This is a genomic window from Picosynechococcus sp. PCC 7003 (assembly GCF_001693255.1).
Lineage (GTDB): Bacteria > Cyanobacteriota > Cyanobacteriia > Cyanobacteriales > MRBY01 > MRBY01.
Window position 1 is genome coordinate 1,021,995 of record NZ_CP016474.1, and the last position, 24,959, is coordinate 1,046,953.

A 24,959-nucleotide genomic window follows, 5' to 3' on the forward strand; every position below is an offset into this window, starting at 1 on the left:
GTTGGGAACTTCCCCAAATTCCTCAACCAGCAAGCCAAAACCCTATTGATAACGGTCAAGCAGGGTCTGTAAGCCCCCTTGGTAGCCATCCCCAACCGCATTGAGGCGCCATTCGCCCCCTTCCTTAACCACCTCTGCCATAATCAGAGCCGTCTCATTAGAGAAATGTTCCTGGAGGGAGTAACGCAGCACCTCCGCCTTTGTTTCCACGTTCACGAGCCGGACGTAGGCATTTTGCACTTGACCAAAGCTTTGGCGACGCGCTTCCCCGTCATAGATCGAAATCGCAATCACAATTGTGGCAACATTCTCCGGCACTTTCCGAAAATCAATGATCATGACTTCATCATCACCTTCACCAGCCCCGGTGCGATTATCACCCATTAATTTGACGGCTTGTTCAGGATCGGGACTCGTCAAGTTATTGTAAAAAATAAAATGCTGGTCGGAAATAAGCTTGCCATTATTCCCCAGCATAAAAATGGAGGCATCAAGGTCAAAGTCTGCCCCTGTGCCCTGTTGCTTTATATCCCAACCTAAACCAATAAAAGCGGCGGTGAGGCTTGGTGCAGCTTTCTTGAGGGAAATGCCTTGGCCCTTGTTTAGATTAATCGTCATTTTCTATAGATAAAATTCGATGAACGTTTCTGAATTAATTCAAGTTTTAAAGTCTGATCTCATTATCGATCATTCCCTCGGAAGTGACCCGGAGATTACGGGAGTCGCCGCCATTGATGCCGCAAAATCCCAGGAAATCAGCTACATCGAAGGGGGAAAATTTGCCGCAAGGGTCGATACAACGGCAGCTTCGGCGTTAATCTTGCCTGCGGATGAAGATTTGCAACAACGGGCGACAGATCGCGGTTTGGCTTGGTTTAGTACAAAGGAGCCGCGTTTGTTATTTGCGGCGGCGATCAAGGTTTTTTATCAGCCGTTTCGTCCGGCACCGGGCATTCATCCTACCGCTGTCATTGATCCGTCGGTACAGTTGGGTGAGGCTGTTTCGGTGGGTGCCCATGTGGTGCTTTATCCGGGGGTAAAAATTGGCGATCGCACTTGTATTATGGCCAATGTAGTGGTTTATCCCGATGTCGAAATTGGTGCTGATACGTTACTCCATGCCAATTGCACAATTCACGAGCGGGTCAAGATTGGCAATCATTGTGTGATCCACAGCGGTGCGGTGATTGGGGCCGAGGGATTTGGCTTTGTGCCCACGGCCCAGGGCTGGTTCAAGATGGAACAATCGGGAATTGTCGTCCTCGAAGATGGCGTTGAAATTGGCTGTAACAGTGCGGTGGATCGGCCTGCCGTGGGGGAAACGCGCATTAAAACCCAAACCAAACTGGATAATCTCGTCCATGTGGCCCACGGGGGAACCATCGGCTCAAACTGTGCCCTTGCGGCCCAGGTGGGTTTAGCGGGAGGTGTAACCGTCGGTAATAATGTGCTCCTTGGGGGTCAGGTGGGGGTTGCGAATCAGGCAGTAATTGGTGATGGGGCGATCGCCACAGCCCAAACGGGGATTAACAATCGAGTTGCCCCCGGAGAAATTGTCTCGGGCAGTCCAGCGGTGCCCAATGCCGTCTATCGGAAAGTCTCGGCCATTTATAAGCGTTTGCCAGAAATGTATGAGGTGTTTCGTAAACTCAAGAAGGGTTAAATCACCGCCAGTTGGGGCGTTTTTACGGCGGGAATACTGGCTTGGTTTTGTACTTGCTCAATGGCGGCATCGAGGAGGGCTTGACCCTCGGCAACAGTGTCGATTTTGTTGAGGTGATCGCGGAAGTCTGCGGCTCTGGGAAAATCGCGACAATACCAAGTCAAGTGCTTACGGGATTGGTAAATGCCCTTTTGACCTTTATATTCCCAAAGCCCGTCTAAATGCTCCTTGGCGCACTGGAGTAACTCCACCACCGTCGGTTGGGGCCGCCGCTGCCCCGTTTTGAGGAAATGATCAATTTCGCCGACTAAAAACGGATAACCGAGGGTTCCCCGGGAACACATCACCCCATCAGCGCCCGTTGCTTCCAGGCAGGCGATCGCCGCATCTACCGAAAAAATATCCCCGTTGGCAATCACCGGAATGGAGAGGACTTCTTTCACTTTTTTAATCCACTGCCATTGGGCTTTCCCGGTATAGCCCTGGGCCCGGGTGCGACCATGTACCGTCAGCATTTGTGCGCCAGCGTCCTCTAAACGTCGGGCAAAATCAACAATGACAATCTCATCATCACCCCAGCCAATGCGGGTTTTAACGGTCACAGGCACATCGACAGCTTCCACTACCGCTTTCACAATGGCCACCGCCACATCCGGTTGCCGCAGGAGAGAACTGCCACCTCCCTTGCGGGTGATTTTATTCACCGGACAACCCATATTGATGTCGATGGTTTGGGCGCCCTCGGCCACGGCTTTTTTGGCCGCTGTCCCCATAAAATCGGGGCGACAGTCAAACAGTTGAATGCTGATCGGCTGCTCCCCTGGGTCAATTTCCATCAGCCTCGGCAAAGTCTGGAGATGGTGGACTTCCTGGGCGCGCACCATTTCGGTGTACATCATAGAACTGGGGGCATAACGCCGCACCAAACGCCGGAAGACCAAATCCGTTACCCCCGATAGTGGTGCTTGGAGGACACGGCTCTGGAGGGTGACGGCACCAATTTTTAGGGGATTGTCTGAGATGTTGGTTTGGGGCGATCGCCTTGGGTCAGGATCAGCTATGGCAGTGGCTTCAGGGGTCGGGGGCATCAAAAATTACCAAATCATTCGGAAATATTGTATTTGGACAGGAGTAGCTGTTCGAGTTCTGCGGCACTCATCGGGTCGCCCAACAAAAAACCCTGGGCGCGATCGCAGTTGAGTTGCTGTAAACAGTCTAATTCTGCCTGGTTTTCAACGCCTTCCGCAATGACCAAGCGTTTCTGTTGGTGGGCGGTGCTAATGAGCGATCGCACGACTGTCTGTTGTGCCGATTTTTGGTGGATGTTGCGGATTAAGCTGGGGTCTAGCTTGAGGAAATCAAAGGGAAATTTTTTGAGATAAGCCAAAGAGCTATAACCCAGGCCAAAACCATCAAGGACAATTTTGACGCCGAGTGTTTTAATGGCCCTAAGGCGGCGGATTGTTGACGGCGCATTTTCTAAAAGGGTCGACTCCGTGAGTTCTAAAACGAGGTTGGCTGGGTTTAAGCTATTTTCAATGAGTAGGTGGCTGAGATCTTGGTGGAAGTGGAGTTGATTAAATTGAGCTACCGAGAGATTGACCGCCATCTGGAATGTTGCATGGTCTTGGTTCGCCCAGCGGCGTAGCTGACGACAGGCTTGGGTCAGCACAAATTGATCGAGAATTTCGAGTAAGCCCATGGGCTTGGCGATCGCCAAAATTTCCTCAGCCGGAATGAGACCCCTCAAGGGATGTTCCCACCGCAGCAGTGCTTCTGCGCCGACGATCTCTTGCCCTGGGAGTTGGAATTGGGGCTGATAATGCACCTTTAACTGGTGGTGGTGATAGGCATCCCGCAGATCATCCGCTAAATCAAGACCCTTGGGGTAACTGTGCACCGTCATTGCTTTGGCCAATTGGTAGCGCGGCTCCCCTAAAGTTTGTGCCTGACGTTGGGCGGCCTGGGCTTGGGCGACCAAATCCCTGAGATTATTCGCATCCTGGGGATACTCGGCAATTCCTAGGCTTACGGACAGTAAAAATTCCTCGGTGGCAGTGGTTAGAAATTGCTGGAAAGCAGCCAGGATTTCCTGGGCGATCGCCTCAGTATCAGTCTGGACATAGGGACGCGTTAAAACGAGACAAAATTTCCCTGCCGCCAAACAAATGACTCGTCCCCGCCCTTGAATGACCTGATTTAAACGATTGATAATGGCCTGGTTGAGATGATCTATTTCTTGGGGTTCGAGGTCATCACAGATTCGGTCAAATCGTTCAAAACCAACGATAAATAGCGGTAACGCTGTCGCCTCATTCCTCCGGAGGGTCAAGGCGATCGCCTCAAAAGTTTCCTGGAGGCTAAAGCGATCGCCACAATCATGCTTTAGGTCGGGGGACGCTGTCTGGGGCGCTGCCTTTGGCGATGAATCTGGGGGGCTATAGTGATGTTGCAGGGAAGATAACTTACTCAAACGGGTGGCGATCGCCGACAGTAATTCTTCCTTTGTGAACGGTTTTGTTAAATAATCATCCGCCCCTAACCGCATGCCTTGGCGAATATCTTGTTTTTCTGCCCGGGCCGTCAAAAACACAAAGGGAATCATCGCCGTTGCTGCCTCGGTCTGGAGCTTTTGTAAGACCCCATAACCATCCATTCCCGGCATCATCACATCACAAACAATCAAATCCGGTTGGTGCGCCAGGGCTAACTGCACACCCTGATGGCCCCCGGCTGCTTCTAGGACTTCATATTGTTGCTGCGCCAGGATTTTACGGATCAGCTTCCGCACAATATCATCATCTTCAATGACTAGAATTTTCGTCATAACAAAATAGGTGATTCGGGTATGGCTCCCTTGCTACCCTCCTTTCGTTTGTCCTAAAGGCCGTCGTTTCTGGCTGGTCGTACCGTTGCTTTCAAATCGATCATAGGCGCTAACAATTCTCTGAACGAGGGGATGGCGCACGACATCCGCATCCGTCAGATAACAAAAGCCAATGCCTTCCACGGACTGGAGAATCTTGCTAGCCATAATCAAGCCCGAAGCCTGATGACTCGGCAAATCCGTTTGGGTGATGTCCCCGGTGATCACCATCTTAGAACCGAAACCCAAACGTGTCAGCACCATTTTGAGCTGGGCTGGGGTCGTATTTTGAGCTTCATCGACGATCACAAAGGAATTGCTGAGGGTACGCCCCCGCATATAGGCCAGGGGCGCGATTTCAATGCGTCCTTTTTCCATCAATTCCGGTAATTTGAGCGGATCGATAAATTGATAAAGGGCGTCATATAAGGGGCGTAAAAAGGGATCAACTTTTTGTTGCAAGTCCCCCGGCAAAAAGCCTAGTTTCTCTCCAGCTTCCACTGCCGGCCGGGTTAAAATCAACCGTTCGACTTCATCGCGCAGCAGGGCTTGGACGGCTAAGACCGAAGCAAGAAAGGTTTTTCCGGTACCCGCCGGCCCAATGCCAAAGGTGATGTCATGCTTCTGGATTAACTGGATATATTGTCGCTGTCGAAAGGTTTTGGCGCGGATATATTCGCCACGTCTGGTTTTTCCTAGGGTTTGTTTTTGGAGGTCTTGGTATTCTTCGACTTGGTGGGTATCGATGGCGTGGAAGGCCGTTAGCAGATCTGGTTGGGAGATATGTTGAGCGATTTCCCAAAAAGGTTGTAGGAAATAGAGAGCTTTAACACAACGATTAACAGCCTTTTCGCGACCTCGCACCAGTAGCTCTTGTCCCCGTAAGACCACACTTGTTCCGGTGTGCTGGGATAGAAATTTGAGGTTTTCTTCCTTGACTCCAGAGAGGGCGATCGCACTTTCTAGGCTAGGGAGTTGAATGGTTTGCGAGGTTTCACTCATGGGCAAGGTAAAAAATAGATCAGCCTTAATTATAGGCAGCGGAGGACGGAGAAAAAACTAAGGGAAGACTTCAGACCCTAACTTTTTGCGGTTCTTTCCCTGTTAGGTTTCGCTTAAGGAATTTAATGTTGTCTCGAACATATAGCCCACACCCCGCACGGTTTTGATCGGGGCTTCTTGATCCATAAGATTTTCGAGTTTGCGACGAATTTGCCCGATATGCACATCCACGACCCGTTGGTCGCCCAGGTAATCATAGCCCCACACTGCCTGGATCAGTTCTGAGCGTCGCCAAACTTTGTTCGCATTTTTCGCGAGGAAGTGGAGCAGGTTAAATTCTAGGGCCGTTAGGTTGACAGGTTCTCCCTTTACAGCAACCACATGGCGCATCGGGTCAATGTTTAAATCTGCGAAATCGAGGCTTTGGTCTTGGGTCGGGACAACAACGGGCGATCGCCGACGGCGCAGAATCGCATGGACACGATGTTCAAGTTCAATAATGTCAAAGGGTTTGGTCAGATAATCATCTGCCCCTTGGGTAAAGCCTCGTACTTTATCGGTGGCATCGGTACGACTGGTCAGCATCAAAACATAAGTATCTTTCAACTCCTGCATTTGCTCACAAAGGGCATAGCCAAGGGTATCTGGCAAATTGATATCGAGGATGACTAGGTCAGGACTGAAGGATCGGAATGTTTCTGTAGCGGACTGCCCATCAGTCGCTGCGGCTACTGCATAGCCCTTTTGTCCAAGAAATCGGACAATTAACGTGCGAATTGCGGGATCATCATCAACAACTAAAATTTTGGCACCGACCATAGACTCTTAAAGATACTTGCGGCGAATGGTAAATCAAGACTTAAGCTTGTTTGATTAGTGTACGGTTATATCTCTCCCTAGCACACCATTTTAGTGTAGTTTTGCGAAAAGTCTATGGCGATCGCCCTGGGTAGCATCAGCGTTTTTTTGAAATTTGATTTGGCCAGTGAGTAAGCGACAAAACAGTCTAAATAGAACAACAACACAAAGCAATAACCTTTATCGTTTCCCCAATCATCACGATGGTTATCTAAAATAGAACCTCTCATCTTTTTTCTTGGCGACTTTAGCTCGCGCTTATTTGCCGAGTTGGTTCTGCCAAAAAATACAAGGCTGCTAAATTTTCACAATGAGGTCTCTGTCTCTTTTTGTTTATTATTTGAACAGTTCATCCATAACTTAGTTTGATTACTGTTCAAAAGAAAAGTCAAGCCTTTAAAAGGATGTTTAAAAAGTCTTCCTTGCCCCCAGCCTGGGAAGAATCACCTGGATTTTTGGTTGAAAAAAGTCCCCGATTTGGAAAATTGAAGGGGCGACTTGACAATATTTGATATTTTTCAGACAACCTCTAATTGTGATCTTTTATCCAATCTTTTATGAGTGCCCTCTAAGTTCAAAAAAAGGCGATCTATAAAAAATCGAGTTTGAACTTGAAAATCATTCGAAGAAGTGCTGACACAACTCGCTTAAAAGCTCGCGATCGCAGTCGGCGCAATCAGTAAAATGAATTGAATGTTAAATGAACGTTTCATTGATGGACATCAGCCATAGTCCAGTGAGATGGTATTTCGTACGTGTTTATTCGTTGGCCTCTGTTCGACTGTGTGACGCTGTGCATCGAGTTTTGCCGGAGGGTCTCCAAAATTTTTTTAACTTTGGAGCGAGTTGGATGGGGAGATTGGCTTGACGGCTTACTCCGTTAGTCAGCCAGCGTTGAATATGGGTAGATGTGCTCTCTTGGGGAATTCTGCGGCGATCGCCTGGGACATTGCCAGAAAAAAATTCGATTTATGGAAAGCGCACCGGAAAACGCTCATAATAATAAACTGTATGAAGATTGGGTTACATTAAGAATCTAAGGATGTTCCAATAACCCAGTGGCATGCTCACAGGAGGAGGAGAATGAGCGAACAAAATCCCTACGAAACCCTTGGGCTTGCAAAAACGGCTTCATTTGAAGAGATCCAAGCAGCCAAACAAAAACTCAGCGCCAAATATGAAGGCGATCGCGCCGTGGTGGACAAACTCGAAGCGGCCTACGATGCGATTATTATGGATCGCCTCAGACAACGGCAACAGGGCACCCTAGACGTTCCGGATAAGATTCGCTTTGCAGAAACTTCTCAGAAGAAGGCGCAGGCGTCTCAACCCTTGGTTAAATCTCCCGAATTACCCCAGTGGTTGGTAGATTTGCGAGATACCCCAGAAACCAACACCTTATATACGGCCCTCGGCGTCAATGGGGCGATCGCCATTGCCGGAATATTCCTCGCAACGGATCTCACCTCAACCCTTTTAACCGTGGCGTTGATCGCGAATATTTATCTGCTCTACCGTAAAGAACAGCGCTTTGGACGGGCCGCCCTCATTGGGATTGTGGCCTTGATCGCGGGGATTGCCCTTGGTAGTGGTGTGAATGCCATCCTCAATAGCACTGGCGTCACCGTGGCGATCGCCCCCGAACATCTTCTGTTAGTGCTTAGCAGTATTGTTTTCGGCTTGGGGACGAGTTTCTTAAGATAATAACTCCTGGGGCAAGGCTGCTATTTGATGCTGTCCTCGGCCCGTAGGCGATCGCTCACCCGCCGCAGAACACCATTAATAAAACGATGGCCATCTTCGTCAGAATATCGTTTTGCCAACTCTACTGCCTCGTTAATGGCCACCTTGTAGGGCGTTTCCAAAAACAAAATTTCAGCCACGGCGATGCGTAGAATATCGCGATCTAAGCGAGGTAAACGATGATATTGCCAATCAACCAAAGATCCGTCAATGACTTCTTTGATCTGATCATTGCGGCGTCGGAGTGTCGTGAGAATCTCTAACGCAAAATTACGCACCTCATGTTGGCGAGTTAACTGCAAAAATTCTGGCAACTCCACCACATGACCCAAGCGATTAATCGCCGCACGAGTTAGCTCCAGGGCTTCTTCGGCCATTGCGCGCGCGCTCTTAACATTGACAGCTAACGTTTCACTTCTCAGTAATTGCTCCTCTGCCCGAGCAACCTCACTGGCTGCATCCTCTAAGATGTCATGGATTTCGCTACCCAGGGTCCGAACCGCTGCCAACATCAATTCATCAAGCTCTACGGCTTCTAACTTATCGGGCTTGCCTTTGATCTGACTCAAGCTCAATAGAGCAATTTCACGGGCAACACTACGGGGCTGTTTTCGGGCGGGCATAATCTAATTTCAGATAAACAATTAAAAAAATAAAAAAAAGCAAATTATTGCTTAATTACTTGGAGGCACCATTAAACTACACTTCTTCCTCTAGAGAAAGCATATCCGCCTGGGGACTGTTCAATTCTTCGAGGGGACGCTCCAATTCACGGGACTTTTTACGGCGGGTAAGATTGAGAGGGATTGTGCCCCGCACCGATTTTCGCTCAGACTCTGCTTCCGGACTCACAATCCCCCCAGAAATCAAGACTTTAAAGGCATCCTCAATGGACATCGATAGATTAATTACGTCATTTTCCGGCACCATCGCATACCAGCCAGAGGTGGGGTTCGGAGTCGTCGGAATAAACACACTTAAAAGCGGATCGGCCACATGGGCCTGCAATTGGGGGCTCACGGTGCCTGTGACAAAACCAAGAGTCCAAACACCAGGTCGGGGATATTCCACCATCACAACCCGGCGGAAACGACTCTGGGAATCTCGCAAAAGGGTTTCTAGCAGTTGCTTTAAAGTTTTGTAAATTGCGCCAGCCAAGGGAATGCCCTGGAGAATTTGTTCCCCCACATCCAATAACCAACGCCCGACAAAATTTCGCGCCATCAGACCGATCACCAAAATGAATGTCAGGGGAACGGTGATCCCAACGCCAATATTTAAGGCATTGGTCAAGATTGGATCCAGGCCATCGAACGGATTAATTTGCTTGGGGATTTGCGTCAGAAAATTAATCACCCAAGTCGCAATGGTAATCGTCAACCAAATGGTGGTTGCTAGGGGAATGACGACAAGCAACCCAGCGATCAGATCGTTTTTTAAATCTTGTTTTAGACGTTCTAACACGGTAGGGCGAAGTTTCCTGGTAGGGAGATGGTGGACGAAATCGAGGAGATTGGCGCAGTGGGAAGCCGCGTTTGTGGGTCTAGGAAATCAGTGAAATTTTGAGGACTAGGATAAAAAAATAAGTGAAATGTTAAGAAAAAAGACGACGTAATCTATTTTACCGAAAAATTGGGTCTAAAGCCCCGTCCCTTCAGCAAGCTCAAGACAAGCCTTCTAGGACGGCTTTTTCTTTATCTTAAGGGATCGAATGTACTCTCTTAAGACATCAGACTTAGATCGCCCAGTGAATTTGCAATAGGCTTCAAGCCTCTCAAACTCTTCATCTGCCAACCTAAAAAACACGCTTTTCTTCATTGTCATTGTATATCGATATGATATACAATGGTAGCATGAGAACCCTAAAGTTCAAGCTCTATCAAAGCAAGCGGAATCGACATCTCAAGCGCAGTATCAATGCGGCTGGGGTGATCTATAACCACTGCATAGCACTTCACAAACGGTACTACCGAATGTGGGGGGAGCACTTGAACTGCAACAAACTTCAGAGCCATATTGCCAAGTTGCGGAAACGAACCCCGTTTTGGCAAACGATAGGATCTCAGGCGGTACAAGATATCTGTCAGCGTATTGAGAAAGCCTACCGACTGTTCTTTAAGCATCAAAAAAAAGGAGTTAGACCGCCCGGATTTAAGAAGGTCAAACGATACAAGTCGTTCACCCTGAAACAAGCCGGGTACAAATTCTTAGGCGGGAATCGAATCAAAATCGGGAACAAGATCTATCAATATTGGAATTCCAGACCGATAGAGGGAGCGGTCAAAACTTTAACTATTAAACGGACTCCACTTGGAGAATTGTTTTTGGTTGTGGTCATAGATAGCGCGGATGAGTTAGAAACCAAATTCGAGACAGGTAACATCGCTGGATTTGACTTTGGACTCAAGACGTTTCTTACTTGCTCGGATGGAACTCAAATTGAGTCACCACAATTCCTAAAACAATCGATTCACGCCATCAAGAAAGCCAGTCGTCAGCACTCCAAGAAACCTAAAGGATCCGCCAATCGAGAACGTGCCAGACTGAACCTAGTTCGTAAGCATGAAGATGTGGTGAATCGTCGGTCTGACTGGTTCTGGAAACTCGCCCATGAATTAACCAACAAGTTTGATGTGCTCTGTTTCGAGACATTAAATTTGAAAGGAATGCAACGGTTGTGGGGGCGAAAGGTTTCTGATCTGGCATTTGGAGACTTTCTTCGGATCCTTAAATGGGTCGCCACAAAGAAAGGGAAGCAAGTTGTGTTCATCGACCGTTGGTATCCCAGTTCTAAGACTTGCAACCACTGTGGTCATGTGTTGGAAAGCTTGGATCTCAACACTAGAGAATGGCGTTGTCTGTCCTGCCAGTCGGTCAATGGGCGTGATGAAAATGCAGCCAAAAATATTTGTACGGTTGGGGCATCAACCGTTAAGTTAGGTGATGTTAGACAGGCAAAGCCTGCAATTGCTGTCTGAGCTTAGAATCCCCATGCGTTCACGCCGGGGAGTATGTCAATGAATTCTTTGGGGTTGCCAATGTGTCTGGATGATCCTTTGTCCGTAAAAATGGGGTGACAATTGTCAGTAGAGGTCACCCCAGGCCGGAAAATATTATTCAGAATCGGCGGGTGCTTCGGGTTTAGGGGCTTGGGATGGGGTTGTTTTGTTGAACCAAGCATTGCGGATGCCGAACCAACCCACAATCAGATAGGCAATCCCTAACAAAAGACTCCGGATACTGGTTGGGATAATTTCCTGGAGGACATTTCGGTTAGCTTCTTGTCGCTGTTTTGTCTGGAGCTCAACAACGTTTTGCTGTAGTTCCTCCAGTCGTGCATTCAGGGCTTCGGGGTCATTGACAAATTTTTGATAGTTGAGGAATTCTTGCCTTTGGGCTTCAACTTCGGCGATCTGCTGGGGCGGCACTTGACCGGAGTTGAGGGCTGTTTCTATTTCTTGGATCTGTTGCTCTAGCTGTTGTTTTGCCTCGGGATTTTGGGCGAGGGCTTGGAGCTGGCTATATTGTTGCTGGACTTGTTGTTCTCGTTGTTGGGTTTCTTGTTCGATCTGGGCGATCGCCTGTTCCCGAATGCCCTGCATATTATCGAGGTGGATGGGGATCAAGATTAAGAAAATCACCCCAAGGACGAGGGAAAAAATAAAACTTAAAAAGCGACCATCTGTAATGGAAGCCCGCAGTTTTGCTGATTTTCCGAGATTGTCATCTAGCCAACTGCCCAGAAGCAGAGCCACAATCCCAATCAAGGGGTTAATCCCTCTACCAACCACCTGATTTGTGAAATTAATTTGCCAAGCATTGTCCAGGGGGAGCCAAGGGAAGGCGGCAACGACGTAATCAACAAAGGAAGAAATTAATAGTACGCCCCCCAAAATCTTGAGACTCAGGGACGTAAAAGAAGCAAGGCGAACATTATTCATACTTTATGTATCAGTCAATGGGCGTTTATGGATGTCACCACTAGAATGACGAGTAACGCTATTTTAGGGGGCATGGTTCGTCCTCTGTAAAGTTTATGACAAAATACTTGGAAATCCTGGATGACAAACCGGAACTCATTAAACGGGCGCTCCGTATTGTCATGGGCCGGATTGAGGAGGCGATCGCTCTTCGGGGTGTCTGTACCATCGCCCTTGCCGGGGGCAGCACCCCCAAACCGTTATACGAAAAATTAGCAGAACAATCCCTCCCCTGGGCGCAACTCCACATTTTCTGGGGAGATGAGCGCTATGTGCCCGCCGATCACCCCGATAGTAACCAACGGATGGCCCGACTCGCCTGGCTGAATCAGGTGCCGATTCCAGAGGACAATATTCACCCGATGCCCACTGAGGCGGCAGATCCCCAGCAAGATGCAGCGGCCTATGATGCCACATTAAGAAACTTTTTTGGCGATCGCCCCTGGCCTAGTTTTGATATTGTGCTGTTGGGCATGGGAGATGATGGCCACACGGCTTCGTTATTTCCCCAAACGGCGGCCCTAACGGTTGGCGATCGCCTGATCACCGTCGGCGAGAAACAGGGAGAACCCCGGCTGACCTTTACCGTGCCGCTGATTAATGCCGCCCACAGTATTATTTTTCTTGTCGCTGGGGCAAATAAACAGGAGGCCCTCCAGAAAATTTTCCATAGTGACGCCGACGGGTGTGCCTACCCCAGTAAACTGATCAACCCAGACCACGGTGTTCTCTGGTGGCTCCTGGATGCTGCCGCTGGCGATCGCCTCGCCCCCGATGAAGCAATCTATCAAACGAAAGCTCGCCCAGAGCCTTAAAATAAAACCATTCTTTCCCCTTGACCACCCACTGTCATGATTAGTTGTCCCAACTGTAACCACCAAAATCCTGACGGCGCTGTCCAATGCGAAGCCTGTTATACCCCTCTCCCCCAAGCATCGGCCTGTCCCCAATGTGGGGCCGCCGTCCAAAGTAATGCCGCCTTCTGTGGTCAATGTGGCTTTAACCTGCAACAGGCCGCTCCCATGGCAGAACCCGAAGAATTACCCAAAACCGTGGTTCCCAATGCTCCCAGTGCCAGCGTTCCGCCCACAGCGCCCCCTGAGCCCACCATGGACTTTCTAGAAATTCCCGAAGCGGATTTCCCTGATTTCCCTGATTTCCCTGACTTTTTCGAGGCAGAAGAAATCGCAACTCCCGCCGTTGCTGAATCCCCAGAATTGCCCGATCCCTTTACGTTAGATTTTGAAGAACCAGACCCCACCCCAGAGGTGCCCCCAACGCCCGCTCCTTCCCCGACGACTGTCCAAGGGCCAAGGCAGGCAACCCAAATTCAAGTGCAGACCGCGAGCTTGCTCCATGTACAAACCCAGGTTTCCTTGGAAATCCCCGAACATCTCGATGTGATTCACATTGGTAAACCCAACGAGACCATTCCTCCAGATATTGATGTCTCTGGTTTTCCAAACTCCGAGGTGGTGTCACGGATCCATGCAGACCTACGCCAAGAAGCGGGCCTCTACTACATCGAAGATACCGGCAGTTCCAATGGCACCTACATTAACCATGTACCCCTCCTCGTCGGCAATCGACATCGACTCCGGGCTGGCGATCGCATTGGTTTAGGCAAAGGCGATAAAGTGACGTTTATTTTCCAAATCAGTTAAAGGCAATTTGCCAATCTTGTCATCTTGCAGCAGCCATTGAGGCGCATTGGTTTAGAAAAACTTATCAATACCCCCCAAAATTCCCTAAGAGGTTCTGATACCGGAGTTTCCCGGAACAACGATATACTAATTCAGTGATGTCACTTTTGTTGGAAATCCCTGCCTCGATACATTCCCTTAAAAATCCATCGTGCAGGCCAAAGAACCCCTATGAACTCAGGAATCGATCTTCAAGGTAGTTTTATCGAAACCCTCCAATCCTTTGGATTGTCCCATGAAATTGCCAAGACTATTTGGCTACCCCTACCGTTGTTACTAATGATTATTGGCGCGACGGTTGGTGTTTTAGTCGTTGTGTGGTTAGAGCGAAAAATTTCAGCGGCAGCCCAACAACGGGTTGGCCCGGAATATGCAGGCCCCCTAGGGGTTTTACAGCCGGTGGCCGATGGTTTAAAGCTGGTTTTCAAAGAAGATATAGTCCCCGCTAAAACAGATCCCTGGCTCTTCACCCTAGGGCCGGCTCTCGTGGTCATTCCGGTCTTTTTGTCCTATCTCATCGTTCCCTTTGGACAAAATTTGGTGATTACGGATTTAAATGTGGGGATTTTTCTGTGGATTTCCCTATCGAGCATTGCCCCCATTGGCTTGCTGATGTCAGGCTACTCTTCTAACAATAAATATGCGCTGCTGGGGGGACTCCGTGCTGCGGCCCAATCAATCAGCTATGAAATCCCCCTGGCCCTAGCTGTATTGGCGATCGCCATGATGTCCAACAGCCTGAGCACCATTGACATTGTCGAACAACAATCCGGCTACGGCATTTTAGGTTGGAATATTTGGCGGCAACCCATTGGTTTCCTCATTTTTTGGATTGCGGCCCTCGCTGAATGTGAGCGTCTTCCCTTTGACCTCCCGGAAGCCGAAGAAGAACTGGTCGCCGGCTACCAAACTGAATATGCCGGGATGAAGTTTGGTCTGTTCTATGTCGGTTCTTACGTCAACCTTGTACTTTCGTCCCTGATTGTATCGATTCTTTACCTGGGCGGTTGGGAGTTTCCGATTCCCCTTGATAAGCTTGCCGGTTGGTTAAACGTTGCTCCCAGTACCCCTTGGCTCCAGGTCATCACCGCTTCTTTGGGGATCATTATGACCCTCGTCAAAACCTATGCTTTGGTCTTTATCGCTATCCTCCTACGCTGGACTTTACCCCGAGTGCGCATTGACCAACTTTTGAACTTTGGCTGGAAGTTTCTCCTTCCCGTTGCCCTCGTTAATCTATTGCTCACGGCGGCCCTAAAACTAGCTTTCCCCTTTGCCTTTGGGGGCTAGATTTTTGTCGTTTCTTTCCTCTTCTTTGTTTACCCTCTCACCCCATGTCCTATGTTTAAAATCCTCAAACAAGTCGGTGACTATGCCAAGGATGCAGCCCAGGCAGCCAAGTATATTGGTCAGGGTCTCTCGGTAACCTTTGATCACATGCGGCGGCGGCCGGTGACGGTGCAATATCCCTACGAGAAGCTCATTCCTTCAGAACGGTTTCGTGGCAGAATTCACTTTGAATTTGACAAATGTATTGCCTGTGAAGTTTGTGTGCGGGTTTGTCCGATCAATCTACCGGTCGTGGATTGGGAATTTGATAAAAGCATCAAAAAGAAAACCCTCAAACATTACAGCATCGACTTTGGGGTTTGTATTTTTTGTGGTAACTGCGTCGAATACTGCCCCACCAACTGTCTGTCGATGACGGAAGAATATGAATTAGCAACCTATGATCGCCACGAATTGAACTACGATAATGTGGCCCTGGGTCGTCTGCCCTACAAGGTAACCCAAGACCCAATGGTGACGCCTCTCCGGGAGTTGGCCTATTTGCCCCAAGGTGTCATTGACCCCCATGATCTGCCTCAAGGTAGTCAACGGGCTGGAGAACATCCAGAAGATATTCTTGAACGCCTAAAGGCCGAAAAGAAACAAGAAACAGCCGATCAATAAGAGTCGAATTGGTTAAGCAAGATTAGTGCAGGTGTGAATTTAGCAGGAGTTTAAAAAGAACTGTGAATTTAGCAGAAGATGTTCAAATTGTTTCGTTCGTCATCTTAATGTTGATGATGTTGGGGTCGGCCCTTGGGGTTGTGCTCTTTGAAAATATTGTCTACTCGGCATTTTTGCTGGGAGGCGTGTTTATCAGTATTTCTGGGTTCTATATTCTGTTAAATGCGGATTTCGTCGCGGCGGCCCAGGTCTTGATTTATGTGGGGGCCATTAACGTTTTGATTTTGTTTGCCATCATGTTGGTGAATAAAAAAGAAGACTTTAGTCAGATGCCTGGTCGCCTCATTCGTCAGGGAGCAACGGCTCTAGTTTGCTTGGGTCTTTTTGCCCTCCTCGGCACAATGGTTTTGGTAACGCCCTGGGAATTGTCTTCAATTTCTCCGGCAGCGGTCGGGAATTCTGTGGTGGCGATCGCCAAACATTTCTTTAGTGATTTCCTCCTGCCCTTTGAATTGGCCTCGGTACTCCTCCTCATTGCCATGGTGGGGGCAATTATTCTGGCCCGTCGCGACATCATTCCTGAGATTACAACCACAGACGAAGGCAGCACCGGCCTTCAGTTACCAGAGCGTCCCCGGGAGCTCGCCGCCGCCAGTAGCCCCAAATCCGAACAAAACTAAGCTTTTTTTTGACACCCATGCAAATTCAACTTGAATACATCCTGGTTCTCGCTGCCGCCCTATTTTGCATCGGCATTTATGGTTTAGTCACTAGTCGCAATGCCGTCCGCGTTTTGATGTCCATTGAGCTCTTGCTAAACTCCGTCAATCTCAACTTTATGGGCTTTTCTAATTTCCTCGACCCCGGCGAAATCAAAGGACAAGTCTTTACCGTTTTCGTCCTGACCGTTGCCGCTGCCGAAGCCGCCGTTGGTCTAGCGATTATCCTAGCCATTTACCGCAACCGCAACACCATCGATATGGAACAGTTCAATTTGCTGAAATGGTAGCTCCGCAAATCCAAGCATAACGTTAATAAACTTCATCTTTTTGAGAGGGATCAGTCTACTGGTCTCTCTTTTTTTCTTCATAAAACATAAGGTTATCAAATAATAACAAGATAAACTAAAACTTAAACTTAACTATCAAAGGATTGAGATAACATTAAGACCACGACAGCACAAACGACATTGTGGGATTGGCCGTAGCAATCCTCAAGCATCGTCCCGTGATTGCGATAAAGATAGATAAGGAAAAATACATGGTTTCGACACTTTCTCCTCAAGCAACCCAATTACCCAATATTTGCGGTCAGGAGCAGGAAATTTCAGAGATTGTCAATCACAGCGAAAAAATCTTTCTCGACCGGAGTGATCTCAATCTCGATCAAGTGAAGGCTGGGTTTGCCTGTGCCCTGCATATGCACCAACCCACCATTCCCGCCGGAACCGATGGCGCACTCATCTGCAATTTGCAGCATATGATGGAAAATCCCCACGATGGTGATAACCACAATGCCACGGTGTTTGCTTGGTGCTACAGCCGTATGGGAGAATTCATCCCTGAGTTAGTAGAGGCAGGCTGCAGCCCCCGGATTATGTTGGATTATTCTGGGAACTTGCTCTGGGGTCTACGGCAAATGGGCCGGGAAGACGTCCTCGATAACCTCAAAAAAATCACCACCGATGCCCGTTATCAGCCTTATGTGGAATGGCTAGGCACTATGTGGAGCCATGCGGTTGCCCCTTCGACGCCCATCCCCGATTTAAAATTGCAAATTCAGGCCTGGCAGCATTATTTTGCGGAAATCTTTGGGGTCGAAGCCCTGAAGCGGGTTAAGGGATTTTCTCCCCCAGAAATGCACCTCCCCAACCACCCGGATACACTCTTTGAATACATCAAAGCCCTCAAGGAATGTGGTTACCGTTGGCTCTTGGTGCAGGAACATTCCGTGGAGCGTTTGGATGGTTCTGGTTTACACCACGATGACAAGTATCTCCCCAATCGCCTGGTGGTGAAAAATTCCCGGGGTGAGGAAATCAGCATTACGGCACTGATTAAAACCCAGGGGTCGGATACGAAACTGGTGGCCCAGATGCAACCCTATTACGAAGCCAAGAGCCGCGATCGCCAACAGTTGGGCGGTCAAGCAGTGCCTTGTTTGGTTTCCCAGATTGCCGACGGGGAAAATGGCGGCGTGATGATGAATGAATTCCCTGGGGGCTATCTCCCGGCTTGGCACGACATTAAAAACGACGGTAGTGTTGTGGGTTTTAACGGCACGGAATATCTTGAACTCCTAGAAGCGAAGGGGATTACCGAAGCCGATTATCCGGTGTGTCAGGCGGTGGGCCAAGCGAAGATTTGGACAAGACTGGAGGCGGAAAATCAAGGTGTTACGCCAGAAACCGTCAATCAGGCGATCGCCTATTTGAATGAGCATGATCACCAATTCCATGTGGATGGCGCTTCCTGGACGAATGATCTCAGTTGGGTCAAGGGCTATGAAAATGTCCTGGAGCCGATGAATGAACTGAGTGCCAAATTCCATGAAAAATATGACCGCCTCGTGGCCGAAGACCCCAGCGTGACGAAAACAGAAGCCTATCAGCGATCTTTGTTGTATTTGCTGTTGGTAGAAACCAGTTGTTTCCGTTATTGGGGCCAGGGCACTTGGACGGACTATGCCCGGAAGCTCTACAGTGATGGGCTTGCAAGTTTGGCTTAGGGCTTGTACCTAGAGTGATGTGATGGCGTAACTCTTCCGGTCTTGGACTGGGGGAGTTTTTTCTTGCTTTGACTTTGCATTATCCTAGGATATTCCCTGAGTTGCATAGGCTGACGGGTTGACCCTAATTTGCGTATGCTAAGGGAACCATTGAGCGATCGCCCACCATGCAAATTTACCTTGATTACAGCGCCACAACGCCCCCCCATCCTTTGGTGATCCAGCGGGTGCAAGCAGTCTGTGGCCAAACCTGGGGCAATCCCTCCAGCTTACATGGTTGGGGCAATCGGGCCGCCACCCTCCTAGAAATGGCCCGGATGCAAGTAGCGAGCCTCATTGGTGTAGCGAACCCCGATGAAATTATTTTTACGGCGGGGGGCACCGAAGCAGATAATCTGGCGATTTTTGGCATTACAGACCAGTACCGAGAGCCGCAACATCTGATTATTTCCCAGGTGGAACATCCGGCGATCGCCAAGGCCGCAGATTTCCTCGAAACTCAGGGCTGGCAAGTGACGCGACTCGGAGTCGATCGCCGCGGGCAGGTAGACCCCCAGGATCTAGAAAAGGCGATTCAAAGCAATACAATTTTAATTTCGGTGATCTATGGCCAGAGCGAAGTGGGCACCATTCAACCCATTGCCGAACTGGGGGCGATCGCCAAAAAACACAACATCATCTTTCATACCGACGCGGTTCAGGCCGTGGGACGGATTCCCATTGATTTACACCAGCTTCCCGTGGATTTGCTTTCTCTTTCTGGGCACAAAATCTATGGCCTCCAAGGGGCTGGTGCGTTGTATGTACGCGATGGCATTGAGCTTCAGCCCCGACTCTACGGCGGTGGCCAAGAACACAACTTGCGCTCCGGCACCCAAAATTTACCCGGTATTGTCGCCTTGGGGATGGCCGCCGAACTCGCCCAGGAAACTATGGCCCAAGAAATTGAACGCCTGAGTTACCTCCGCAATTTTTTGTTAAACCGAGGCAGCAGTGGTGAACATCTGCAAATTACAGGCGATCGCCATCACCGCCTACCGCACCATGTCAGTTTTGCCTTGCGCAAAGATTCACCCCTCCTGGGCCTGACCGGGAAAACCCTCGTGCGTCAAATGAACCTCGCCGGAATCGGCATTAGTGCAGGGTCTGCCTGCCACAGTGGGAAGCTGAATCCCAGCACGACCCTCAAGGCGATGGGCTACAGCGATCAAGAGGCCCTCTCCGGGATTCGCTTAACCCTAGGTGCACAAACCCAAATGGAAGATATAGAATGGACGGCGATCGCCCTCGAACAAATTTTGCAGCGACAACCTACCGTGCTTCTGGCATAACCTGACCAAAATACATGGCTTCTGACTTCTCCAATGATCCCTCCCCGCAGCGGGATCCAAGCCCTCCCATCCACCACAAACAAAATGAATTTTATGTGCTCTATCTCTACGTTGCTGGCGGCAATAGCCATTCCCGCTGGGCGATCAACGAACTAGAAAGCATTTGCAGTGAATATCTCTCCGGACGCCACGAAATCCGGATCATCGATATTTACGAGCATCCCGACCTCGCTGAATCAGAACGGATCGTTGCCACCCCGACGCTAATCAAAAAATTACCGCCCCCCCTACGAAAATTTATCGGTGATTTATCCGACCGGGAGAGTATTTTGATTGGTTTAGATATTTGGTAGAAGCCATGGGGAGAGACCGCCCAACCGCTATACTGACAGACGTTCTGTTTTAATGTGGGCTGTTATGGCAGGGGAAAATCCTGAAGCAAAACTTTCGCGTCGCCTGGCCCTGGTGGGGGTGACGATGACCGGGCTATTTGTGGCGATCGCCCTTGGCGCACCCCTCTTACAAAATATTGGCTGGCTGAAAGACCCCCTCGATTCCCTGAGTTTCCCGATCCACAGTCCTCCCAGTTGGAACCATTGGTTTGGTACGAGTCGCCAGGGTTATGATGTTTTGTCCCGCACCCTCTTTGGCACCCAGGCGGCCCTCAAGGTGGTACTACTAGCCACAAGCCTGAGTTTAATCATTGGTGTCCCCCTCGGCATGGTGAGTGGATATTTCGGCGGCAAGGTGGACCGGGTACTGCTCTTTTTGATGGATACGATCTATACCCTACCGGGATTGCTATTGTCCGTTACCCTCGCCTTTGTGGTGGGAAAAGGGGTGATTAATGCGGCGATCGCCTTGAGTATTTCCTATGTGCCCCAATATTTCCGGCTTGTCCGCAACCGCACCACCAGCGCCAAAACAGAATTGTTTATCGAAGCAGCTCAGGCCATGGGTGCAACGCCGAGGCGAATTTTGTCGAAATATTTATTTCGCAATGTAATCCAGAGCGTGCCGGTATTATTTACCCTCAATGCCGCCGATGCGATTTTGATTCTGGGGGGCTTGGGCTTTTTGGGTTTGGGCTTACCCGATGGAACGCCGGAATGGGGCCACGATCTGCGCCTTGCCCTCGATGCTTTGCCAACGGGGATTTGGTGGACGGCGCTGTTTCCGGGGTTAACCATGACCCTGATGGTGATGGGCTTATCGCTACTGGGAGAAGGCTTAAATACCTGGCTAAATCCGGCTGATCGCCGTTAAGGGCAATCTTTCGGACGGGATTCCACCTCAGCGATTAATTGGTCTAATTCCCGTTGCATTTCCCCTAAAACCCGCTGGTAACAGGCTTCAACGTAGGGGCGATCGCCCGCCGGTGCCCGGCCATATTTTTCAAAGCGGATCGGCGGACAGACCCGTGTATACATTTTTGTCGGCAGGGGAAAGTTGGGTAGGGGGCCAAAGGCGACCCCCCAGGGTAAACCGAGATAAATGGGAAAAACCTCCGGGTCGATGTTAAACAGCCACGGCAGGTTAAACGCTTTTAAAAATTTTTTGAGGGGTTCGTAGATATCTTCAATGACAAAAATACTGTCGTGGGCCCCCCAGGAAATCAGTGGCACAATGGGCACTCCCTGGCGCAGAGCTAGTTTAATAAATCCCCGCCGCTCGGCAAAGTAAATCTGATTTCTCTGGGCATGGGGCCGAAAAACATCTTGACCGCCCCCCGGATAAACGAGGACATTGGCCCCGGCCTTCAACGCGGCGATCGCCATTTTCGGATGCGCTTGAACTGCACCCGTTTTGACGGCAATTTTCGCTAATTCTGGGAAAGCTAGCCAAATATTCGGGTGCATCAGGCCATAGGTGGGTCTTTCAACCCCATACCGCTGAAACCAGTCATACATCATCATCCACATATCCGGTGCCGCAAGGCCGCCATTGTGGGAACCGACTGCTAACACTGGCTCATCTGTCGGTAAATTTTCCCAGCCGCTAGTTTCTACCCGAAAATAAAATTTGTAGAGCCACTCCCAGAGGGGCAGCAAACGCCGAATGGTTTCTGGGTCGCGCCCCTCAAGGGACCAACCGTCTAAGGGCGGATCCAGGGGCGGAAATGGCGGAAAAAGGGGCATAATAGCGACAAAACAGGACTTTACAGTTCTTAAAATTATGGCATGGTTTGTTAAGGAGGAATTCCCTTGGTGAAAATTGCAATTATTGGTTGTGGCTATGTGGGCCAGGCGATCGCCAAGCAATGGACAACGGCGGATCATCAAGTGACCGTGACGACAACAACCCCCGAAAAAGTCCCTCAGTTACAAGAAATCGCCTACCAAGTGAAAGTTCTCAGCGGTGATCAACCTGAAGCCCTCCAAGAGCTTTGTGAAGGTCAAGATGTTGTGCTTTTGGCGGTGGGTTCGAAGGGACGCACCGAAGCAAATTATCAACAGGCCTATTTAAAAACAGCGCAAAATCTCGCCCAGGCCCTCACCCATAACGACACCGTTAAACAGGTGATCTATACCAGCAGCTACGCCATCGTCGGCAATCACCACGGTGCCTGGGTTGATGAAAATACCCCCGACAAACCGCCCCATGTTTTTGCAGAAATTCTTTTGGCAACGGAGCAAACCCTAAAGGCGATCGCCACAGATTCACGTCAGGTTTGCATACTCCGCTTGGGGGGCATCTATGGTGAAGGCCGAGAAATCAAGAAAATTTTCCAGCGGGCCATGGGCCAAGTCCGGCCTGGTGACGGTAGTGAATACGGTAACTGGATTCATTTAGAAGATATTGTGGCGGCGATCGAATTTGCCCAGGCTCGCAACCTCAGCGGTTTATTTAATCTTGTTTGCGATGAGCCGTTGCCCCGGCGGGAATTACTCTCTCGTTTGGCCGAAAAATACGCCCTGCCCCCGGTACGCTGGGATGCGAGCCAACCTTCTGATCGCCCTTTAAATGTGCGTGTGTCTAACCAAAAATTAAAAAATTTAGGGTTTACATTCCGCCATCCGACGATTGAAGTTTAGATTGAGAAACAAAGAGTTACGACCCAAGGTAGAGCTGACCTAAAAATATGCCCATTGATTTTATTCGCGGTGCCAGTTACCCATTCCGCGCCGTGAGATTTTTTTCCCATCACCCGAAGCTTTTGCAATATTTAGCGATTCCCCTTGGCGTGAATGTTGTACTGGGTGGATTGCTTTATACTTTTTCGCTGCGTTGGGCTTGGCGGACGGCGGGGACTGGCTACACTTGGGTGAGCACCAGTCTGATCGGCTTAATTGATCGCTTACCTCCCTGGTTACAGTGGTTAGATTACGGCGCAAATTTTCTGGGGGGGCTGTTAGGCCTTATTTTCATCGCGGCAGTGTTTATTGCGGTTGGATTGCTACTGGTACAGTTTGGCGTTATTCTTGGTGCCCCTTGGTATGGCCAACTGTCAGAAAAAATTGAAAAACTCCGCACCAGTCGCCTGGAAATCATTGAAGTGGGCATTATCCGCGATATTGGCCGCGCCATTCTCTTTGAACTAAAAAAACTAGCTTTGGTCTTGGCGATCGCCCCCTTGCTGTTTGGGATTAACTTTTTGCCGGGAATTGGTAGCGTTCTATCTTCCTTGGGAGGCCTGGCGGTAACCCTAACGATCATTTGCCTTGATTTTTTCGATGCCGCCCTTGAGAGGCGGCGATTTACGTTTCGCCAAAAGTTGCGGCAAGTTTATCAGGCTTTACCGGGTAGTGCGGGGTTTGGCCTGGTTTGTCTTGGGTTGATCAGCCTACCTTTGCTCAATCTTGTCACAATTCCCCTCTGCGTTGCCTCCGGCACTCTGTTTGTATGCGATCGCCTGTTGCCAAAGCTAAATCCCCCCGCCAGTGACGATTAGAAACCTAGGAATTCCCTTCTCTTAATGCTTCTCGATGGGACAAGCTTACTTATTTATCAATTACGCCACGGAACATTAATCCTCTTAATTGTCAAACCCCAAGGGGCGATCGCCTCGGAAGAAGACGATAAACTGCAGAAAGCAACCATTGACTTGGTACTTTACAAACGCACCGCAGTAGCAAATGGCTAGCTTTAAATTAGCCCAGAAACGTTGAATTACAAACGTTTTTTGATTTTTTTTAAGCGGTGTCCATGGCACATCAAGGTTTATGAATTAGCCTTAAGTATTGTAAACTACCCAAGGATTAACCAAATTTCACAGACATCGAGGAGAACAGGAGCTTATGACGGCGGCGGCAGCGTCATCATTGGTAATGTCAAGGGAGTATTTGCGTCCCCCTGGTGGGATGAACCCCAATGTGTGGATGATCATCATTGCAGTCGGATTGATCGCCACCTCCGTGGGAGGCTATTGGTTTTGGGGTTGGTATGACTGGATTTGCTTCCTAGAAAATGTTTTAGCGCTGCACCTTGCGGGAACAGTGATCCATGATGCGTCCCACCGCGCCGCCCATAGCAACCGTGCGGTCAATACCATCCTGGGCCATGCCAGTGCTCTCATGTTGGGATTCGCTTTTCCCGTTTTTACCCGAGTCCATCTCCAGCACCACGCCCACGTCAACGATCCTGAAAATGACCCCGACCATTTCGTTTCAACCGGCGGCCCCCTCTGGATGATTGCCGCCCGTTTTTTCTACCACGAAATCTTTTTCTTCAAGCGTCGTCTGTGGAAAAATTACGAGTTGCTAGAGTGGTTCCTCAGCCGTGCCTTTTTGGGCGTCATTGTCTACCTGGGTATCCAGTATGGCTTCATTGGCTACATCATGAACTTTTGGTTTGTCCCCGCGTTGGTGGTTGGTATTGCCCTGGGTTTGTTTTTTGATTATTTGCCCCATCGCCCCTTTGAAGAACGCGATCGCTGGAAAAATGCCAGGGTTTACCCGAGCAAGCTCCTCAATATTTTGATCCTTGGGCAAAACTATCACTTGGTACATCACCTGTGGCCCTCGATTCCTTGGTATAAGTATCAACCCGCCTATTACTACATCAAGCCCCTGTTAGATCAAAAGGGTTCTCCCCAATCATTGGGGCTGCTCCAGGGGAAAGATTTCCTCAGTTTCCTCTACGATATTTTTGTGGGCATTCGCCTGCACCACAAACCTAAATCCTAAATTTTCC

The 24,959-nt window shown here is 49.4% G+C and carries 27 protein-coding genes; 17 read left to right on the plus strand and 10 right to left on the minus strand.

Annotated elements, in window-relative coordinates:
• Nucleotides 1-42: 42 nt before the first annotated feature.
• The gene (locus AWQ21_RS04925; RefSeq protein ID WP_065713570.1) at nucleotides 43-618 is read right to left on the minus strand and encodes a TerD family protein; all 576 of its coding nucleotides are present in this window, start codon (nucleotides 616-618) and stop codon (nucleotides 43-45) included.
• Nucleotides 619-637: 19 nt separating this feature from the next.
• Here AWQ21_RS04925 and lpxD point away from each other — a divergent pair, with 19 nt between their 5' ends.
• Nucleotides 638-1,663: a UDP-3-O-(3-hydroxymyristoyl)glucosamine N-acyltransferase gene (lpxD, locus tag AWQ21_RS04930; protein ID WP_065713571.1), complete on the plus strand. Its 1,026-nt coding sequence runs from the start codon at nucleotides 638-640 to the stop codon at nucleotides 1,661-1,663.
• Here the strand turns inward: lpxD and dusB are convergent.
• The 4 genes from dusB to AWQ21_RS04950 form a co-directional block, all read right to left on the minus strand.
• On the minus strand, nucleotides 1,660-2,751 hold the full coding sequence (gene dusB / locus AWQ21_RS04935; RefSeq protein WP_232315072.1) for a tRNA dihydrouridine synthase DusB: 1,092 nt from the start codon (nucleotides 2,749-2,751) through the stop codon (nucleotides 1,660-1,662). The genes lpxD and dusB overlap by 4 nt on opposite strands.
• A gap of 14 nt (nucleotides 2,752-2,765) precedes the next feature.
• The gene (locus AWQ21_RS04940) at nucleotides 2,766-4,490 is read right to left on the minus strand and encodes an EAL domain-containing protein (RefSeq protein WP_065713572.1); all 1,725 of its coding nucleotides are present in this window, start codon (nucleotides 4,488-4,490) and stop codon (nucleotides 2,766-2,768) included.
• A gap of 33 nt (nucleotides 4,491-4,523) precedes the next feature.
• Nucleotides 4,524-5,531, minus strand: coding sequence for a PhoH family protein (locus tag AWQ21_RS04945; RefSeq protein WP_065713573.1), 1,008 nt, complete (start codon nucleotides 5,529-5,531; stop codon nucleotides 4,524-4,526).
• Between the two features lie 102 nt (nucleotides 5,532-5,633).
• A complete protein-coding gene (locus AWQ21_RS04950) occupies nucleotides 5,634-6,350 on the minus strand; it encodes a response regulator transcription factor (protein ID WP_065713574.1) in 717 nt (238 codons plus the stop codon).
• A 1,122-nt stretch (nucleotides 6,351-7,472) separates the two neighbouring features.
• Here AWQ21_RS04950 and AWQ21_RS04960 point away from each other — a divergent pair.
• A complete protein-coding gene (locus AWQ21_RS04960; RefSeq protein ID WP_065713576.1) occupies nucleotides 7,473-8,093 on the plus strand; it encodes a CPP1-like family protein in 621 nt (206 codons plus the stop codon).
• 20 nt (nucleotides 8,094-8,113) lie between these two features.
• Here AWQ21_RS04960 and nusB read toward each other — a convergent pair whose 3' ends face one another.
• The 3 genes from nusB to AWQ21_RS15865 form a co-directional block, all read right to left on the minus strand.
• Nucleotides 8,114-8,755, minus strand: coding sequence for a transcription antitermination factor NusB (gene nusB / locus AWQ21_RS04965; protein ID WP_065713577.1), 642 nt, complete (start codon nucleotides 8,753-8,755; stop codon nucleotides 8,114-8,116).
• A 76-nt stretch (nucleotides 8,756-8,831) separates the two neighbouring features.
• Complete coding sequence (locus AWQ21_RS04970) at nucleotides 8,832-9,596, minus strand: DUF502 domain-containing protein (protein WP_065713578.1); 765 nt, start codon at nucleotides 9,594-9,596, stop codon at nucleotides 8,832-8,834.
• A 213-nt stretch (nucleotides 9,597-9,809) separates the two neighbouring features.
• A complete protein-coding gene (locus AWQ21_RS15865; RefSeq protein WP_315862233.1) occupies nucleotides 9,810-9,956 on the minus strand; it encodes a ribbon-helix-helix protein, CopG family in 147 nt (48 codons plus the stop codon).
• 29 nt (nucleotides 9,957-9,985) lie between these two features.
• Between AWQ21_RS15865 and AWQ21_RS04975 the strand changes: the two genes are divergently transcribed.
• Nucleotides 9,986-11,110: an RNA-guided endonuclease TnpB family protein gene (locus tag AWQ21_RS04975; RefSeq protein ID WP_065715224.1), complete on the plus strand. Its 1,125-nt coding sequence runs from the start codon at nucleotides 9,986-9,988 to the stop codon at nucleotides 11,108-11,110.
• Nucleotides 11,111-11,245: 135 nt separating this feature from the next.
• Here the strand turns inward: AWQ21_RS04975 and AWQ21_RS04980 are convergent, their stop codons facing one another.
• Nucleotides 11,246-12,073: an HpsJ family protein gene (locus AWQ21_RS04980; RefSeq protein WP_065713579.1), complete on the minus strand. Its 828-nt coding sequence runs from the start codon at nucleotides 12,071-12,073 to the stop codon at nucleotides 11,246-11,248.
• A gap of 95 nt (nucleotides 12,074-12,168) precedes the next feature.
• Here AWQ21_RS04980 and pgl point away from each other — a divergent pair, with 95 nt between their 5' ends.
• The 10 genes from pgl to AWQ21_RS05030 all read left to right on the plus strand — a co-directional run bounded on the left by pgl (nucleotide 12,169) and on the right by AWQ21_RS05030 (nucleotide 21,092).
• Nucleotides 12,169-12,927: a 6-phosphogluconolactonase gene (gene pgl / locus AWQ21_RS04985; RefSeq protein WP_065713580.1), complete on the plus strand. Its 759-nt coding sequence runs from the start codon at nucleotides 12,169-12,171 to the stop codon at nucleotides 12,925-12,927.
• A 36-nt stretch (nucleotides 12,928-12,963) separates the two neighbouring features.
• On the plus strand, nucleotides 12,964-13,776 hold the full coding sequence (locus AWQ21_RS04990; protein ID WP_065713581.1) for an FHA domain-containing protein: 813 nt from the start codon (nucleotides 12,964-12,966) through the stop codon (nucleotides 13,774-13,776).
• A 210-nt stretch (nucleotides 13,777-13,986) separates the two neighbouring features.
• Nucleotides 13,987-15,105, plus strand: a complete 1,119-nt coding sequence (gene nuoH, locus AWQ21_RS04995; protein WP_065713582.1) for an NADH-quinone oxidoreductase subunit NuoH — start codon at nucleotides 13,987-13,989, stop codon at nucleotides 15,103-15,105.
• Nucleotides 15,106-15,156: 51 nt separating this feature from the next.
• Nucleotides 15,157-15,768: an NAD(P)H-quinone oxidoreductase subunit I gene (gene ndhI / locus AWQ21_RS05000; RefSeq protein ID WP_065713583.1), complete on the plus strand. Its 612-nt coding sequence runs from the start codon at nucleotides 15,157-15,159 to the stop codon at nucleotides 15,766-15,768.
• 62 nt (nucleotides 15,769-15,830) lie between these two features.
• On the plus strand, nucleotides 15,831-16,448 hold the full coding sequence (locus AWQ21_RS05005) for an NADH-quinone oxidoreductase subunit J (RefSeq protein WP_065713584.1): 618 nt from the start codon (nucleotides 15,831-15,833) through the stop codon (nucleotides 16,446-16,448).
• 23 nt (nucleotides 16,449-16,471) lie between these two features.
• Nucleotides 16,472-16,777 (plus strand): NADH-quinone oxidoreductase subunit NuoK, encoded by a 306-nt coding sequence (gene nuoK / locus AWQ21_RS05010; RefSeq protein ID WP_198158715.1) that lies wholly within the window; start codon nucleotides 16,472-16,474, stop codon nucleotides 16,775-16,777.
• A 251-nt stretch (nucleotides 16,778-17,028) separates the two neighbouring features.
• Nucleotides 17,029-18,495 (plus strand): glycosyl hydrolase family 57, encoded by a 1,467-nt coding sequence (locus AWQ21_RS05015; protein ID WP_065713585.1) that lies wholly within the window; start codon nucleotides 17,029-17,031, stop codon nucleotides 18,493-18,495.
• Between the two features lie 167 nt (nucleotides 18,496-18,662).
• Nucleotides 18,663-19,826 (plus strand): cysteine desulfurase family protein, encoded by a 1,164-nt coding sequence (locus AWQ21_RS05020; protein WP_065713586.1) that lies wholly within the window; start codon nucleotides 18,663-18,665, stop codon nucleotides 19,824-19,826.
• Nucleotides 19,827-19,840: 14 nt separating this feature from the next.
• Nucleotides 19,841-20,179: a circadian clock KaiB family protein gene (locus AWQ21_RS05025; RefSeq protein ID WP_083997966.1), complete on the plus strand. Its 339-nt coding sequence runs from the start codon at nucleotides 19,841-19,843 to the stop codon at nucleotides 20,177-20,179.
• 124 nt (nucleotides 20,180-20,303) lie between these two features.
• Nucleotides 20,304-21,092 (plus strand): ABC transporter permease, encoded by a 789-nt coding sequence (locus AWQ21_RS05030; protein ID WP_397428184.1) that lies wholly within the window; start codon nucleotides 20,304-20,306, stop codon nucleotides 21,090-21,092.
• Here the strand turns inward: AWQ21_RS05030 and AWQ21_RS05035 are convergent.
• Complete coding sequence (locus tag AWQ21_RS05035) at nucleotides 21,089-21,964, minus strand: lysophospholipid acyltransferase family protein (RefSeq protein ID WP_065713588.1); 876 nt, start codon at nucleotides 21,962-21,964, stop codon at nucleotides 21,089-21,091. The two genes, AWQ21_RS05030 and AWQ21_RS05035, sit on opposite strands and share 4 nt — an antisense overlap.
• 69 nt (nucleotides 21,965-22,033) lie before the next feature.
• Between AWQ21_RS05035 and AWQ21_RS05040 the strand changes: the two genes are divergently transcribed.
• The 4 genes from AWQ21_RS05040 (at nucleotide 22,034) to crtR (ending at nucleotide 24,952) form a co-directional block, all read left to right on the plus strand.
• Nucleotides 22,034-22,861, plus strand: a complete 828-nt coding sequence (locus tag AWQ21_RS05040) for an SDR family oxidoreductase (protein WP_065713589.1) — start codon at nucleotides 22,034-22,036, stop codon at nucleotides 22,859-22,861.
• 47 nt (nucleotides 22,862-22,908) lie between these two features.
• Entirely contained in the window at nucleotides 22,909-23,718 is an 810-nt protein-coding gene (locus AWQ21_RS05045; RefSeq protein WP_065713590.1) for an EI24 domain-containing protein, read from the plus strand.
• A 24-nt stretch (nucleotides 23,719-23,742) separates the two neighbouring features.
• Nucleotides 23,743-23,910, plus strand: a complete 168-nt coding sequence (locus tag AWQ21_RS16165; protein WP_157094698.1) for a hypothetical protein — start codon at nucleotides 23,743-23,745, stop codon at nucleotides 23,908-23,910.
• A gap of 154 nt (nucleotides 23,911-24,064) precedes the next feature.
• On the plus strand, nucleotides 24,065-24,952 hold the full coding sequence (gene crtR / locus AWQ21_RS05050) for a beta-carotene hydroxylase (protein ID WP_065713591.1): 888 nt from the start codon (nucleotides 24,065-24,067) through the stop codon (nucleotides 24,950-24,952).
• Nucleotides 24,953-24,959: the final 7 nt, after the last annotated feature.